Raw genomic sequence first — 14,603 nt, forward strand, 5'->3', positions numbered from 1 at the left:
CCCATGGCGGAGCGAGGGGCCGAATGCTGTCGTTGGCCGGGTTCGTCAGTGATCGGCGGCCGAAGTCTGTTGTCGGCGTCAGGGCGTGCGGTTCAGGTACGCGACCGCGGCGTCGATGGCGGGTTGGCCGCCCGAATGTGCCAGACCGGTAAAAGCGCCGATCGCCGCGCCCACCACGGTGCCGACGGGAACGGTGATGAAATCGAGCACGAACAGCCCGAGCGGCAAGCCGAGGATGAAACCGATGGTGCCGCCGATGACCGCGCCGGTGATGATGGCGGGCTTATGGCGCTCGACCTCGGCGAAGAAGCGCTCCTCGGCATTGATGTCGCGCAGTGGGGTGCGCGAGGACTCGGATTCGGCAGGGGTGAGTGTAAGGCTGGTGCCGTCGGCTTCGATGAGCGGAGTGAGGTCCACCTGTTTGTCGCCGAGGCGGATCGCCATCGGGAATGCGGCGACGACCTCGCCGGTGCGGTCGGTCAGGGTGACGACGCGGTCGTTCTCGACCAGTTCGAAGCGCCCGTTCTCGATGGTGGTCACGGCCGCCCGTCGGTCCTGGTCGGCGGCGACGCGGTAGGCGATCTGCTGAACGGATCCGGACAGGTCCAACGTCGCCTGATCGGGGGCGGGTGCTGCCGGTGCGAGACCGGCGGCGGTGCCGGTGGCAACCAGTGTCAGCAGTGCCGTCGCGGTGATCCTCGTGAGCCTCATCGTGTCCTTTGTGCTGGCGCCATCGGCGAAATGTCCGGTTCGGGTTGCGAAGACCATACCGGTCCTGCACCGGTTGCCGAAACCAAATGTGGTGGTACAGCGCGGTTTCGTGGCCGCTCACAACCGAGGCCCTTCCGGTGATTCGCGCGGGGGTATTGACATCCCCGAGGTTCATTCGCAACACTGAACTAGATGGTTCAGTATGACTTTCTAGACGCCTCCTTCGGAGCGCTCGCGGACCCCACCCGGCGTGGGATCCTCGAGCATCTCGGTCGCGGCCCCGCAACGGTCAGCGAGCTGGCGCAGCGTTTCGAGATGACCCTTACCGGCATCAAGAAGCACATCCAGCTGCTCGAGGACGCGGGCATGGTGGCCACGGAGAAGCGTGGCCGGGTCCGGTACTGCCGACTCGGCGAAGACGTCTTCGACCGCGAGATGGCCTGGATGCAGGGCTATCGGCGGATGGTGGAGGCCCGGATGGACCGTCTCGGTGAATTCCTCGAACGAACGGAGCAAAACCGATGAGCACAACCACGAACGACGCCGTTGTCAGCACGACCTCGGAGACCGAAATCCATATCGAGCGGGTGTTCAACGCGCCGCTGGACCGGGTGTGGAGCGCCTACAGTCGGATCGAGCAGCTCGCACGCTGGTGGGGCCGCGGCCATCAGCTCGACATCGAACGCTGGGAGTTTCGCAAGGGTGGGCACTGGCGCTTCGTCGAGCAGGCCGACGGTGAGTCATACGGCTTCGAGGGGCGCTTCCGTGAGATCACCCCGAAGGAACGGATCGTCCAGTCCTTCGAATGGGATGGCATGCCCGCGCACGTCACCATCGACTCCACGACCTTCGTGGATCTCGGCGACGGACGCACCAAGGTGGTCACCGACAGTCAGTTCCACACCCAGGTCGAGCGCGACGGAATGCTGCAATCGGGCATGGAATACGGGCTCAACGACAGCTATCGGGCGCTGGACGCACTGCTGGCCGAATTGGCCTGAGCGGGAGCGGCATCCCGGACGATCCGGACCGCGGCGGCGGCACCGGGTCGTCTGCTGTTCAGTGCCCGCCGAAACGGCGCTTGCGCGGTTTCAGCCGCAGACCCGGAAGTGGCGGAGCCGGAATCCGTTGCTGCGGCGGATGCCCCGCGATATCGGCGAACCGAGCAACGTTGCGGTTCTCCCACTCTTCGCGGGCCGCGGTGATCTCGTCGTGGCTGCGGGCGACGAAGTTCCACCACATGACCAGATCCTCGTCGAACGGTTCGCCACCGATCAACGCGAAGTGCGCGCCCGGGCCGCTTCTGATGGTGAGCTCGGTGCGTTCGGTACCGAGGTAGAGCAGCGGGCCCGGGCTCAGATCTACACCGGCGAGCGACATTTCACCTTCGATGACCAGGACGGCGTACTCGAAGGCCGGGTCGACCGGCAGTACAACCTCGGTACCCGGATCGATCCGCACGTCGGCACCGACCAGCGGCGTGTAGGTGATCGCCGGGGACGTAACGCCCGCCAATGTGCCGAGCAAGACGATCGCGCGCATACCCGACGACTCGTACACCGGCAGCTCGCGGTGCTGTTCGAAATGTGGATCGATCCCGGTGGCGCTGCTCGGCAGCGCGACCCACAATTGCAATCCATGGCCCGCGGGCGCGTCGGCGACCCCGTACTCCGAATGTGCGATCCCGCGCCCGGACGTCATCAGGTTCAACTGTCCGGGTTCGATCTCGACATCGGAACCGACGGAGTCACGGTGCCGGACCTTGCCCTCGAACGGCCAGGTCACCGTCTGTAAACCGATATGCGGATGCGGATCTATATCGGGCGGGGCGCCGGTCTTGGTGACGGTGGGCGAGCCGAAATGGTCGAGAAAACACCAGGCGCCGACGGTCGGCAGATCACGCTGCGGCAGGACTCGCTCGACGAAGACACCGCGCACCCCACCCAGCGGAACCTCCCGCGCCGGATACGACTCGGTGACCGGACCCGGGCCCGGCGAAGGTTCACACAATGCCTCCGCCGGATGGGGGTCCAGATCGCTCATGACTCCGCCTCGCTGACGCTCGGCTCCGTCACGAGCGATCGCTCGGCTGTGTTCATTGGTCGCTCGCTGCGCTCGCTCATGACTCCGCCTCGCCGGCGCTCGGCTCCGTCACGAGCGATCGCTCGGCTGTATTTGTTGGTCGCTCGCTGCGCTCGCTCACCGAGACATTCCTTTACCGACGACGTGCGCGTCGTATTCGGAATGCTTGTCGAGGAAGGCCTTGATGAACGGGCACTCCGCCCGGATCACCCGGCCGCCGGTGATGACGCCCTCGACTGCCTGGCGGGCCAGCACGGTGCCGAGCCCCTTACCGCCGAAGGCCTTGTCGATCTCGGTGTGGATGAACACCGTCTCGTCGCCGCGTTCCTCGTACTCGGTGAACCCGGCGAGTTCGTCGCCGTACCAGATCTCGTAGCGGTCCTTGCCCTCGTTGTGGACAACCTTGGTCGCTACCGTCGATTCGGTCATGGTCCGTCTCTCCTCTCACACCGATGAGTTCGAGCAGCCTGCGATCGGGTCGGCCCCGTGTACCGCACCTGCGAGGGTGCGGTACACGGCCGGCTCCACTCTCGGATGCTAGTCCGAGCAACTCATTCCCTGCCGGCGGAGGTGAACGACATATCCGCGTAGCGTGGTCCGGCGACCTGACCGGCGATGGGTTCCAAGGCCTCGAGTTCCTCGGTCGACAGCGCGATCCCCGCCGCCCCCACGTTCTCGGCGAGCCGCGTGCGTTTGCGGGTGCCCGGGATCGGCACGACCGCAAGGCCGTGCACCGCCGACCGGGCATGCACCCAGGCAAGTGCGACCTGCGCGGGTGTCAGCCCGCGTGACTCGGCGATGGCAAGCAACGGTGCGAGGAGTTCGGCGTTGTGCGCGGCATTGTCGCCGGTGAACCGGGGCATTCTGATACGGAAGTCGCCGTCGCCCAGCTCGTTGGCCGCGCTGAACGATCCGGTGAGGAAGCCGCGGCCGAGTGGGGAGTACGGCACGAACGCCACACCGAGTTCGGCAGCCGCTGGCACGGCGGTCTTCTCCACATCACGGGAGAACAGCGACCATTCCGACTGCACCGCGGCGATGGGATGCACCGCGTGCGCGGCACGCAGTTCGTCACCGGTTACCTCGGATAGGCCAAGGGCGCGGACCTTACCTTCCCGCACCAACTCGGCCATGGCGCCAACGGTGTCCTCGATCGGCACCTCGGGGTCGCGCCGGTGCATGTAGTACAGGTCGATGGTGTCGATTCCCAGTCTGCGCAGGCTGGCCTCGACCGAGTCGCGAATGTAGCCGGGAGAGTTGTCGAATCCGCGGTAGACCGGATCGTCGGCCTTGCGGACGATGCCGAACTTGGTGGCCAGGACCACCCGCTCCCGGTTGGCTCGAACGAAATCGCCGAGGAACTCCTCGTTGTGGCCGGAACCGTAGATGTCGGCGGTATCGAACAGCGTGATACCGAGATCGAGCGCCCGATCCAGCGTTGCGCGGGCCTCGGCGAGATCGGTGCTGCCGTAGAACTCGCTCATCCCCATACAGCCGAGGCCCTGGGTGCCCACGCGGATTCCGTCGGCGCCGAGGGTAGTGGTGGCCGATCTGCCGGTACTGCTCGTCATGATGACGTCCCTTCGCACTGGATAGAACTGATCGGGCGGACCGTCGTCGACTTGCCTTCGTAGAGCTCGATCTTGTAGTCGAGCACGGCGACGGTCCGTTGCAGTTCGGCGATCTTGGCCAGAGTGTCCGCGCGGGTGGCGCGGAACATCTCCAGACGCTGGGGCAATGTGGCATCCCCGGCACGCACGAGTTCTGCGTACCGGACCATGTCCGCCACCGACATGCCCGTGGTGCGCAGGCGGCCGATCAGCTCGAGCCAGTCGAGGTCGCGGTCGCTGAACCGGCGCTTGCCGGTGTGATCGCGGCCGATGTAGTCCATCAGCCCGATCCGCTCGTACCAGCGCAGCGTGTCGCGGCTCAGCCCGACTCGATCGGCGACCTCGCCGATCGAGTAGCGCGGCCGCTCCCTCTCCGTGCTGTCGACGCCTTGACGTGCGGTTTCGCCCATTGTGATCGCCCCTCTCGCCGAACGCCGACGACGTTAGTCACCTGGAGTGCACTCCAAGCAAACACGAATCGAGAGGGGCGCGACCACCGCGCGGCGGAACCGATCAGCTGGGCGAGCCTGCCGCGTAATCCGGCAGCTCCTGTACCGCCCACTTGTTGCCGTCGGGATCGGCGAAGAAGGTGAACAGACCCCAGCCGAGGTCCTTCACCGGCGTCGCCTCCACGCCGGCGGCCGTCAGCTGCTGATACGCCTGTTCTGCGCTGGCCACCACCATCTGCATGCCCTCGACACTGCCGGGCGCTGCCTCGGTGATGCCGCGGCCGATGCAGATCGAACATCCGGAGCCCGGCGGCGTGAGCTGCACGAAACGGATGTCCTCGGTGGGGGAGTGGTCGTGATCGGCATTGAAGCCGATCTTTGTGTAGAAGTCCTTGGCGCGGTCGACATCGGTCACCGGAATGGCCACGAGTTCGATTTTCCAATCCATGTGACGAGCATCGCACCGACCACCGACACGTTCACCGGTTCCGGCCTACCCTGGAGCCATGCCAGGTAAGGAAATCGACCGCGTCCGGGCCCGTTCGGCCTGGGCCACGGTCAGGGAAAGCCCGGTGATCACCGCCATCGCCGTCGCGCCGTTCGCGCTGGCGCTCGGGGTCGTGTGGTGGTTGTTCGGCGGAATCGCGGCCTTGGTGCTGCTGGTGGTGCTCGGCGGCGTCGCTGTGTACGGCGGCAAACTGCTGCGCTGAGACCGGCCGGGCCCGGCAAGGGGCTTCTACGTCGTCATCGCGCCACGTGGAAGCTCACCAGATCACCGGTCCCCGGATCGACCTCCGACCACGGCCGGTCGAAACGCAGCACCGCGAGCGCCGAGGTGGGGAACTTGCGGCTGAGTGCGATGGCGGGTGCCGAGTCGCGGTTGCCTGCCAGCTCCCACGCGGTCCACGGCATCCCCGGTGCGTGCCCGATGACCAGCAGGGTGGCCGCATCCTCGTCGCTGAGCTGGACCAGCTCGATGAGGGTCTGCGGCGATGCCTCGTAGATGCCGCGTTCGTAGACCACCGGGGCGGTGACGCCGGTGGCGGCGAGGGTTTCGCGGGTACGGGTCGCCGTCGAACAGCGCACCGCGTCGATCGGTGGCTGGGTCTCGCGCAACCACTGGCCGGCCAGGCCCGCCTCGCGCAGACCACGCGGTGCGAGCGGGCGTTCGTGGTCGTCGACGCCGTCCGGATAAGCCGATTTACCGTGCCGCATGAGGATCAGAGTCCGCACCATGGCACCACCGTAAGCCCTCCGGTGCGGAGACCCTGGCCACACTCGAGGCAAACTGAAAGTGGCGTCACACAACGGCGGCCCACCGGTCACTCCGTGATCCCCACCGTGACGCCGCACCACCCGCAACCCGGGGTGGTCATAGCCCACGCACAGTTTTCGAGGATCTGCACAATATGGCCTACGTAATCACGCAGCGTTGTTGCAATGACGCCAGCTGCGTTTCCGAGTGCCCGGTCGACTGCATCCGACCCACCCCGGACCAGCCGGAGTTCGCGACGACCGAGATGCTCTACATCGACCCCGACACCTGCATCGACTGCGGAGCCTGTGTCGACGCGTGCCCGGTGGAGGCCATCTTCTCCGAAGACGACCTGACCGCATCGCTGGCCCGATTCCGCGACGTCAACGCCGCCTATTTCCAGCGCCATCCGCTGGAGTCGAACTTCGACCCGATCGCGGCTCCGACGAGACCACCGAAGGATCTCGGCACGCTACGCGTGGCCATCGTCGGTGCGGGGCCCGCCGCCTGCTACGCCGCCGATGAGCTGCTGCGCCGCTCCGACGTCGAGGTGGAGATCTTCGACAGGCTGCCAACACCGTGGGGTCTGGTGCGCGCAGGCGTCGCCCCTGACCACCCGGGCACCAAGGGCGTGTCGAGCATGTTCGAATCGGCGTTCCGCCGCGACACGCTGCAGTTCTACCTCAACGTCGAGGTCGGCAACCACATCACCCATGACGAGCTGCTCGAGCACCATCACGCCGTGCTCTACGCCGTCGGCGCCGCATCCGACCGGCACATGGGTGTCCCCGGTGAGGACCTGCCCGGCAGTCATTCCGCGACCGAATTCGTGGCCTGGTACAACGGTCATCCCGACTACGCCGACCGGGAATTCGACCTGTCGGGTGAGCGAGCGGTCATTGTCGGCAACGGCAATGTCGCGCTCGACGTCGCCCGGGTGCTGACCGTCGATCCCGACGAGCTCGCCAAAACCGATATCGCCGACCACGCCCTGGACGCGCTGCGCCGCAGCAATATCCGCGAGGTCGTCGTACTCGGCAGGCGTGGTCCGCTACAGGCGGCCTACTCCTCGCCGGAGTTCATGGCGCTTGCGCATCTGAAGGGCGTCGATATCGTCGTGGACCCGGCCGAGCTCGAGCTCGATCCGGCCAGCCGAGCGGTGCTCGATGATCCGGACGTGGAGCCGTCGCTCGCGCTCAAGTACACCCTGGCGCAGGAATTCGCCGAGGCGCCGCGCGATCCGGCGAACAAGCGGATCGTGTTCCGCTACCTGGCCTCGCCCACCGGGCTCACGGGTACCGAACGGGTGGAATCGCTGGAGTACGTGCACAACGAATTGCTCAGCGAGGGAGAGCAGTTGGTCGCCCGCGCCACCGACCGCACCGGCAGCCTTCCCGCGTCACTGGTGCTGCGTTCGATCGGCTACCGCGGTGAACCCGTCACGGGCCTGCCATTCGACGAACGGCGCGCGGTGGTGCCCAATGAGCACGGACGGGTCATCGGCGAGGACGGCACCCCGGTGCCGGGTGTGTATGTGAGCGGCTGGATCAAGCGTGGTCCGCGCGGTGTCATCGGCTCCAACCGGGTCGACGCGGAGGAGACCGTCGAAGGCGTGCTCGCCGATTTCATCGCGGGCAAGCTGGCCGCGCCGCGCGCCGACCGGGCCGCGTTGCGGACGCTGGTCCAGCAGCGCCAGCCCGATCTCGTCGACCGCGACGGCTGGCGTGCCATCGACCAGGCCGAACGCACAGCGGGCAAATCCGCGGGTCGTCCACGGGTCAAGTTCACCACCCGTCCCGACCTGCTCAAGGCCGCGAAGGGCTGACGCAGCACCGAGTGGCGCATGGTCGCGGCAACGCCGAGCGGCGGCCACGGCCGTGTGCCACTCGATCAGCTGGGCAGCGGCATCACGCGGACGATGGTCGTGGTGGTGCCGCCGACCACGAACCACAGCCGCAGCGTAGGGGAGCCGGCACCATCGCCGGGTTCGTAGCGGCTACGCACCGTGATGTGCTCGCGGGCCAGAACCGGGGCAACATATTCGATGATGGCCCGGTGCGGGCCGGCGACGAGCTTCGGGTAGTCGACCAGATATTGCTCGACGGCCTGCCAGTAGCAGGCATTGTTGACGTGGTTGTACTGGTCGATATCGGTGGCACGCACCGGGAACGGCAGGTCGGTGTCCGATTCCGGCGGGGTGGCGTCGGTGAGCCACGGCCGCCAGCGCAACCGGTGCTCCTGCGCGGTCTGTGCCAGATACGCCAGGCCCTCGTCGCTGATGCGGGCCGGCCGGTTGTTCGCCTCACTGATATTGATCCAGAAGCCCTCGGTCTCGATCAGACCGCCGTTTTCGCTGGTGATCCGCACTCGCATATTCGTCCAGCGGGTCGACATGGCCGAGCACCAGCGCACCAGCCGGACGCGATCCGGCCACATGATCGGCCGGACGACGTCGATGACGGTGCGCCGGACGATCCAGCTCGGATCGGTCTGCTCCAGCAGCGTCTGTTGCAGCTGCTCCCAGGCGATGTCTTGCAGATAACGGGCGACTCCGTCGAATCGCAGACGGTTGTACGGATCGACATCGCCGGCTCGTACGGGCCACGCCGAAGCAAAGCCCATGTCCTCCTGGGGAAGCGGGGCGAGTGGCTGATCGAGTGACACTTGTGCTCCTCGCGCTGCACGGTGTGCCGCGTTCTCATGCGGTGCTTCTTGTGACACGACTTTACGGGGCGTGCGTCACACTCTCGCGCCGAGCCGCCAGGTCGAGACCCGTCGGACAGCTCCGCGCGGGTGGTCCAGCAGCCGCGGAGCTTCTGTCGGTCAGCGCACTCGGCCGCCGCCATCAGTAGCCGACGTAGCTCTGGTTCTGTCCCATCGCCACGATGCCGGGCACATTGCTCAACGATCCGTATCGTTCGATCGCGTAGCGGGATCCGGCGATGATGTTGTCGACCGGATTCCAGATGTCGTCGTGACCGGCCAGCTTGTAGGAGTTGAAGGTCGGGTCGATGGTTTGCATCAGGCCCTTCGACGGGATTCCGGCGTCGGCATTGCTGTCCCACAGGTTGATCGCGTTCGGGTTACCGCCGGACTCCTTCTCGATGATCGCGGCGATGATCGCGGCATCGGAATCGGAGATGTCGTAGCCGTTGTCGCGCAGCGTCTGAATGGCTTCTTTGATCCATTGCGCCTGCTCGCCCGTCGGCATCTTGGTGGGCGGTCCACCGGACTGCAATGCGCTCTCCGCCCAGCTGCCGCCGCCGCCCGAGGAGCTCGAACCGCCACCCGACCCCGACATCAGCTGGCTGGTGTTGCCGGACTTGGTCGGCTTATCTGTCTGCGGTGCGGGCGTCGAGGCGGGGGTGGTGGTGACCGGAGCCGCCGGCGCTGGCACATTGAGGGTCGGGTCTCCGAGGCCCGCGAAGGCCTGATCGAGCTTGTTCGCGGCATTGTCGACCTGGACGCGGGCGCGTTCGGCGGTCGCGGCGGCGGCCGCGAGGGCATTGGCGATATGCCACTGATGTACGGCGGCCAGATACATCTCGGCCAGGCATTCACCCTCGACGTTGGCCTTGCCTTCGGCGTGTTTGCGCAGGTAGTCCATACGCGCCTGAGCGCTGACCGTGCCGTTGGCGGCGACCTGGAAGCCGGGCATCTCGCCGTTGGGAGTCTGGGCGGCGTCGCGCAGTTGCAAGACCTTGCCCTTGGTCTCGGTGAGGTTGCCTACCTCGACGTTCAGCGCCGTCTGCAGCTCCAGTAGCGCCTTGCTGACCGCACCCGCACGGGTCTTCTCGGTATCCATCCTGTTCTTGGCGGCGGTACCGGCCGGGCCGGTCCACTCCAGCGTTTCGGTGTTGGTGCGGCCGGAGGCGGTGAGGCCGTCCAGCCGGGTGGCGATCGTGGCGGCGTTGGTGGCGGCGTTGGTTAGCTGGTCGGGCTTCCACTGCTCGACGTCGGGGATGGTCAGAGTCACTGCTGCAGTCCGATCGTCTTCAGCTTCTGCTCGAAGTCGGCTTCGGTGAGTTCGTAGGCGCCCGCCGTATTGCGCAGGCTGTCGGCGACAGTGGTGAGCCGGTCGCTGATGCGCTGCAGGCATTGTCCGGTGGCGTCACAGGCGCGCTGGGCGGCGGTGCCGAAGGTGGTGCCCGGTAGTGCGGTGATCGCACCGCTGATGTTCGCGTCCTCGGCCGTGCCGAGCCCGGTCACGTTCTGTGCCTCGGTGCCAAGTTGCTGTGCGAAACCGCGCAACACCTCCGGATCGACGCGGACGGTCTTCGGATCTTTGTCACCGCTCACGGATGTCCCCCTTCCCTCCCGATACAACTGTGGCCGAGCTTAACAAAGCCGTTGCCGCTGAACAGGGGCTCTGCGGCAACGGATCGGATGGTGGGTGAGCGCTGCGACCCGACGCCTATTAGGTTGGGATTCGGTGTCGCCGACGGCGACGACGCCGGAGAGACGAAAGAGGTCGGCACATGCGCGCAGCCCAGGTCAGCAAGCTGGAGGGACCCGAATCGATCGAGGTCGTCGACATCGCGGAACCCGCGCCGTACGCCGGTGGTGTGGTGATCGATGTGCACGCCGCGGGGGTCGCGTTTCCCGATGTGCTGATGACGCGCGGGCTGTATCAGATGAAGCCGCAGCTGCCATTCGTCGTCGGCGGCGAGGTCGCCGGTGTGGTGCGGGAAGCACCCGAGGATGCGCATGTGCGCCCCGGTGATCGAGTGGTCGCGTTGACGCTGCTCGGCAATGCCATGGCCGAAGTGGCCGTGGTTCCGGCCGAGATGGTGTTCCGCCTGCCGGACAACGTGTCGCTGGAAGCCGGTGCCGGCATCCTGTTCAACGATCTGACCGTCCACTTCTGCCTGCGCAACCGCGGCAGGCTTGCGGCTGGGGAGACGGTGCTCGTGCACGGCGCAGCCGGCGGAATCGGCACCTCGACGCTGCGGATGGCGGCGGCCCTCGGGGCCGGCCGCACCATCGCGGTCGTCAGCACCGAGGAGAAGGCCGAAGTCGCGCGGGCCAACGGCGCCACCGATGTGGTGTTGACCGACGGCTGGCTGGCCGCGGTGAAGGAGCTGACCGGTGGCCGCGGAGTGGATATCGTGCTCGACCCGGTCGGCGGCGACCGCTTCACCGACAGCGTTCGTTCACTCGCCTCGGCGGGCAGGCTGCTGGTCGTCGGCTTCACCGCGGGCGAGATCCCCACTGTCAAGGTGAACCGGCTGCTGCTCAAGAATGTCGAGGTGACCGGCGCGGCCTGGGGTGAATGGGTCATGACGCATCCGGGCTATCTGGCCGAACAGTGGGCCGAGGTGGAGCCGCTGCTCGCCTCCGGTGCGATCACCGCGCCGCAGCCGGTGCTGTTCCCGCTCGAGCGGGCCGCCGAGGCGGTCGCTTCGCTGGACAACCGCACGGCCACGGGCAAAGTCGTCGTCACGGTTCGCTGAGGTGTAGGGGTCGGCCCGACGCTCTACCGTGAGCGACCATGACACTGACCGCTCGGACGCTGAACCGGACCCTGCTCGCCCGCCAGCATTTGCTCGAACGCGCCGATCTAGCAGTGCCCGAGATGTGCGATCACCTGGTGGGCTTGCAGGCCCAGGATGTGGTGCCGCCGTTCGTCGCGCTGTGGAGCCGGATCGCCGATTTCGATCCGGCGGTGGTGTCGGCGGGTCTGCTGGACCGGTCATTGGTCCGGATCACGTTGATGCGCGGCACGATTCACCTGGTCACCCCGCCCGACGCCCTGCGTATCGCACCACTGATCCAGCCGGAACTGGAGAAGATCCCGTTTCGCACGGGTTTCAATTTCGGCGCGATGGTCGGCATGGATCCGGACGAGGTGCGCGAGCGCGGGGAAGCGGTGCTCGGCGACCAACCCATGTCGGCGGCCGACCTGCGTGCCCACGCCGCCGAGCTGTGGCCGGACCGCGATCCCGGTCCTGTGGTGCAGACCTGGCTGTATCAGCTGCCCGTGCTGCAGACACCGCCGCGCGGTCTGTGGCGGGACAACAGTCGTCCGATCTGGTCGCGGGTGCACCCCTGGCTGGGTGCACCGTTGGATCCGACCTATCCGGTCGCCGAGCTGATCGTTCGGTATCTGCGTGCCTTCGGTCCGGCGAGCACGATGGATATGCAGACCTGGTCGAAGCTGACCGGTATGAAAGCGGCTGTCGCGCAGTTGGGTGACCGGCTGCGCACCTATACCGACGAGCGTGGCCGTACCCTCTACGACCTGGCCGACGCCGAGTTGGCAGACCCTGATCTGCCTGCGCCGGTCCGGTTGCTCGGCTGGTACGACAATGCGCTGCTATCGCATCAGGACCGCTCCCGCATCGTCCCCGAAGGCCCGGCCCGCACCTATCCGAACCAGGTCGCGCCGATCCTGATCGATGGCTTCGTCGCGGGCATGTACAAGGTCTTCGTCGGCAAGATCGGGGTGCGCATGCGGGTGAGCCCGACCCGCGACTGGACCACCGCCGAACAGGCCGAGGTCGAGGCCGAGGCCATGGCGTTGCTGGCTTTTCTCGAACCGGATCTGGACCCGCGGCTGGAGAGCGCCGAGGTGGGCGACACCTTGCGGGCATGAGCGACGGGTCTGGCTACCGACCTTCGCGGTAGGCGGGCGCCTTGCTGGTCCCGGTCGGGGTGAGGGTACGCAGCAGCGGAAGGGTGCGTCGCTCGACCACCGTCGACAGCACGATCACGCTGTGTGAGCGAACCACGGGGCTGGTGCGGTCGATACTCAGCAGCACTTCCTGGAGTCCGGTGTGCGAATCCGCGCCGATTCGGCACAGCACATCACCGGATCCGGTGGTCGCGTAGGCCTCGAGAACTCCTGGTATCGCCTCCAGTTCGGCGGCGACGGCGTCGAGCGCTCCCTGAGCGATCTCCAAGGTGACGTAGGCCTGTACCTCGAAACCCGCGGCGGTCACATCGATCTGCGGATCGTAGGAGGAGATCACGCCGGCCTCCTCGAGCCGGGCAATCCTCGACTGCACCGTGGCGCGTGCGACCCGGGTGCGCCGCGACAGCTCCAGAATTCCCGCTTTCTGGTACTCGTGCATCGCGGTGAGGATCGCGAGATCGAGTTCGTCCAGCTTTGCCGGTGTGCGCGACATGGCGGCCTCCGTTCGGGACAGCGCGTGATCCCTCAATGCTAGTCAATCTGCTCAGCATCTGTGGCTGGATGCTAGACCGATCCGCCAGTGTGGCTACTGAAAACGCCGCTGGTTGCCTACCGATCCGGTCGGCGATTTCCTTGGTCCATGACTCTCGAGCAGATGCCCGACGCCCGGCGTGCAGGCGCCCCGACCGATGGTGAGCTGCGCACCCTGGTCGGCCTGGTCGACCACGATGACAGTGTCGATCCGTTTCCGGTGATCGGCTGGGACGCCCTGGTGTGGGTGGTCGGCAATGCGACCCAGACCGCGCACTTCATGGAGTCGGCGTTCGGCATGCGGTTGGAGGCCTACTCGGGCCCGGAGACCGGCAATCGCGATCACAAGGCGTTCGTGCTGCGCAGCGGTGGCGCCAGGTTCGTGGTCAAGGGCGCGGTCGATCCGGACAGTTCGCTGATCGCCCACCACGATCGGCATGGCGACGGCGTCGTCGATATCGCGCTGGAAGTGCCCGACGTGGACCGGTGTGTCGACTGGGCGCGTACGCACGGCGCCACCGTCCTCGTCGAACCGCATGATGAGAGCGACGAATTCGGCACCGTCCGCTCGGCCGCGCTGGCCACCTACGGCGAGACCAGGCACACCCTCGTCGACCGCTCCGGCTACCTCGGTCCCTACCTACCCGGCTATGTCGCGCGCCGCTCGACGTTCCAGCCGCGGCCGGACGCACCCGCCCGGCTGTTCCAGGCGATCGACCATGTGGTCGGCAATGTGGAGCTGGGCCGGATGGACGAATGGGTCGAGTTCTACCACCGCGTCATGGGTTTCACGAACATGGCCGAGTTCGTCGGCGACGATATCGCCACCGAGTACTCCGCGCTGATGAGCAAGGTGGTGGCCAATGGCAATCACCGGGTGAAGTTCCCGCTCAACGAGCCCGCGGTCGGCAAGAAGCGTTCTCAGATCGACGAGTATCTGGAGTTCTACCGCGGACCCGGCGTCCAGCACATCGCGCTGGCCACCGCTGACATCCTGTCCTGCGTGGACAGCCTGCGCCGCGAAGGTGTCGAGTTCTTGCCTACTCCCACCGCCTATTACCAGGACCCGGAGCTGCGGGCCCGCATCGGCCATGTCCGAGTTCCGGTGCAGGAGTTGCAATCTCGCGGCATCCTTGTCGATCGCGACGAGGACGGCTATCTACTTCAGATCTTCTGCCGCCCGCTCACCGACCGGCCCACTGTCTTCTTCGAACTCATCGAACGCCACGGGTCCCTCGGTTTCGGCAAGGGCAACTTCAAGGCCCTGTTCCAGGCCATCGAGCGCGAACAGGACGCCCGCGGGAATTTGTAGCCGAGGCCGGATCAGCGAC

At 66.6% G+C, this 14,603-nt stretch carries 18 protein-coding genes; 7 read left to right on the top strand and 11 right to left on the bottom strand.

Annotated elements, in window-relative coordinates:
* Positions 1–78: 78 nt before the first annotated feature.
* The gene (locus GV792_RS19295; protein ID WP_163825555.1) at positions 79–711 is read right to left on the bottom strand and encodes a hypothetical protein; all 633 of its coding nucleotides are present in this window, start codon (positions 709–711) and stop codon (positions 79–81) included.
* Between the two features lie 192 nt (positions 712–903).
* Here GV792_RS19295 and GV792_RS19300 point away from each other — a divergent pair, with 192 nt between their 5' ends.
* Both GV792_RS19300 and GV792_RS19305 read left to right on the top strand, forming a co-directional pair.
* Complete coding sequence (locus GV792_RS19300; RefSeq protein WP_163825556.1) at positions 904–1,236, top strand: ArsR/SmtB family transcription factor; 333 nt, start codon at positions 904–906, stop codon at positions 1,234–1,236.
* Entirely contained in the window at positions 1,233–1,712 is a 480-nt protein-coding gene (locus GV792_RS19305) for an SRPBCC family protein (protein ID WP_163825557.1), read from the top strand. The genes GV792_RS19300 and GV792_RS19305 overlap by 4 nt, the downstream gene beginning before the upstream one ends.
* Positions 1,713–1,770: 58 nt before the next feature.
* On the opposite strand, the gene GV792_RS19310 is transcribed toward GV792_RS19305, so the two are convergent.
* From GV792_RS19310 to GV792_RS19330, 5 genes are all read right to left on the bottom strand, one after another.
* Positions 1,771–2,754, bottom strand: coding sequence for a pirin family protein (locus GV792_RS19310; protein ID WP_163825558.1), 984 nt, complete (start codon positions 2,752–2,754; stop codon positions 1,771–1,773).
* A gap of 156 nt (positions 2,755–2,910) precedes the next feature.
* A complete protein-coding gene (locus GV792_RS19315; RefSeq protein WP_163825559.1) occupies positions 2,911–3,222 on the bottom strand; it encodes a GNAT family N-acetyltransferase in 312 nt (103 codons plus the stop codon).
* A 122-nt stretch (positions 3,223–3,344) separates the two neighbouring features.
* Entirely contained in the window at positions 3,345–4,364 is a 1,020-nt protein-coding gene (locus tag GV792_RS19320; protein WP_163825560.1) for an aldo/keto reductase, read from the bottom strand.
* Positions 4,361–4,813, bottom strand: coding sequence for a MerR family transcriptional regulator (locus GV792_RS19325; RefSeq protein ID WP_163825561.1), 453 nt, complete (start codon positions 4,811–4,813; stop codon positions 4,361–4,363). Before GV792_RS19325 ends, GV792_RS19320 begins: the two co-directional genes overlap by 4 nt.
* A 103-nt stretch (positions 4,814–4,916) precedes the next feature.
* Positions 4,917–5,300, bottom strand: a complete 384-nt coding sequence (locus GV792_RS19330) for a VOC family protein (RefSeq protein ID WP_163825562.1) — start codon at positions 5,298–5,300, stop codon at positions 4,917–4,919.
* A 58-nt stretch (positions 5,301–5,358) separates the two neighbouring features.
* Between GV792_RS19330 and GV792_RS19335 the strand changes: the two genes are divergently transcribed.
* On the top strand, positions 5,359–5,562 hold the full coding sequence (locus GV792_RS19335) for a hypothetical protein (RefSeq protein ID WP_163825563.1): 204 nt from the start codon (positions 5,359–5,361) through the stop codon (positions 5,560–5,562).
* A gap of 34 nt (positions 5,563–5,596) precedes the next feature.
* Here GV792_RS19335 and GV792_RS19340 read toward each other — a convergent pair whose 3' ends face one another.
* The gene (locus GV792_RS19340; protein WP_163825564.1) at positions 5,597–6,088 is read right to left on the bottom strand and encodes a SixA phosphatase family protein; all 492 of its coding nucleotides are present in this window, start codon (positions 6,086–6,088) and stop codon (positions 5,597–5,599) included.
* A gap of 173 nt (positions 6,089–6,261) precedes the next feature.
* Between GV792_RS19340 and GV792_RS19345 the strand changes: the two genes are divergently transcribed.
* Positions 6,262–7,932, top strand: coding sequence for an FAD-dependent oxidoreductase (locus GV792_RS19345; RefSeq protein ID WP_163825565.1), 1,671 nt, complete (start codon positions 6,262–6,264; stop codon positions 7,930–7,932).
* Between the two features lie 65 nt (positions 7,933–7,997).
* Here GV792_RS19345 and GV792_RS19350 read toward each other — a convergent pair whose 3' ends face one another.
* The 3 genes from GV792_RS19350 to GV792_RS19360 all read right to left on the bottom strand — a co-directional run bounded on the left by GV792_RS19350 (position 7,998) and on the right by GV792_RS19360 (position 10,406).
* Positions 7,998–8,771 carry an acyl-[acyl-carrier-protein] thioesterase gene (locus tag GV792_RS19350; protein WP_309138541.1) on the bottom strand — a complete coding sequence of 258 codons (774 nt, stop codon included), beginning with the start codon at positions 8,769–8,771 and terminating at the stop codon, positions 7,998–8,000.
* 181 nt (positions 8,772–8,952) lie between these two features.
* Complete coding sequence (locus GV792_RS29695; RefSeq protein ID WP_309139130.1) at positions 8,953–10,083, bottom strand: transglycosylase SLT domain-containing protein; 1,131 nt, start codon at positions 10,081–10,083, stop codon at positions 8,953–8,955.
* Positions 10,080–10,406 carry a type VII secretion target gene (locus GV792_RS19360; protein ID WP_163825566.1) on the bottom strand — a complete coding sequence of 109 codons (327 nt, stop codon included), beginning with the start codon at positions 10,404–10,406 and terminating at the stop codon, positions 10,080–10,082. The genes GV792_RS29695 and GV792_RS19360 overlap by 4 nt, the downstream gene beginning before the upstream one ends.
* A gap of 179 nt (positions 10,407–10,585) precedes the next feature.
* On the opposite strand from GV792_RS19360, the gene GV792_RS19365 reads away from it, so the two are divergent.
* Both GV792_RS19365 and GV792_RS19370 read left to right on the top strand, forming a co-directional pair.
* Complete coding sequence (locus GV792_RS19365; RefSeq protein ID WP_163825567.1) at positions 10,586–11,560, top strand: NADPH:quinone oxidoreductase family protein; 975 nt, start codon at positions 10,586–10,588, stop codon at positions 11,558–11,560.
* A gap of 38 nt (positions 11,561–11,598) precedes the next feature.
* Complete coding sequence (locus GV792_RS19370) at positions 11,599–12,702, top strand: winged helix DNA-binding domain-containing protein (protein WP_163825568.1); 1,104 nt, start codon at positions 11,599–11,601, stop codon at positions 12,700–12,702.
* 13 nt (positions 12,703–12,715) lie between these two features.
* On the opposite strand, the gene GV792_RS19375 is transcribed toward GV792_RS19370, so the two are convergent.
* Positions 12,716–13,234, bottom strand: coding sequence for an Lrp/AsnC family transcriptional regulator (locus GV792_RS19375; RefSeq protein ID WP_163825569.1), 519 nt, complete (start codon positions 13,232–13,234; stop codon positions 12,716–12,718).
* A 147-nt stretch (positions 13,235–13,381) separates the two neighbouring features.
* Here GV792_RS19375 and hppD point away from each other — a divergent pair, with 147 nt between their 5' ends.
* On the top strand, positions 13,382–14,584 hold the full coding sequence (hppD, locus tag GV792_RS19380; protein ID WP_163825570.1) for a 4-hydroxyphenylpyruvate dioxygenase: 1,203 nt from the start codon (positions 13,382–13,384) through the stop codon (positions 14,582–14,584).
* The last annotated feature ends 19 nt before the right edge of the window (positions 14,585–14,603 follow it).

Origin of the sequence: Nocardia cyriacigeorgica, from assembly GCF_010868145.1 — a bacterium.
Taxonomy (GTDB): Bacteria; Actinomycetota; Actinomycetes; order Mycobacteriales; family Mycobacteriaceae; genus Nocardia; species Nocardia cyriacigeorgica_D.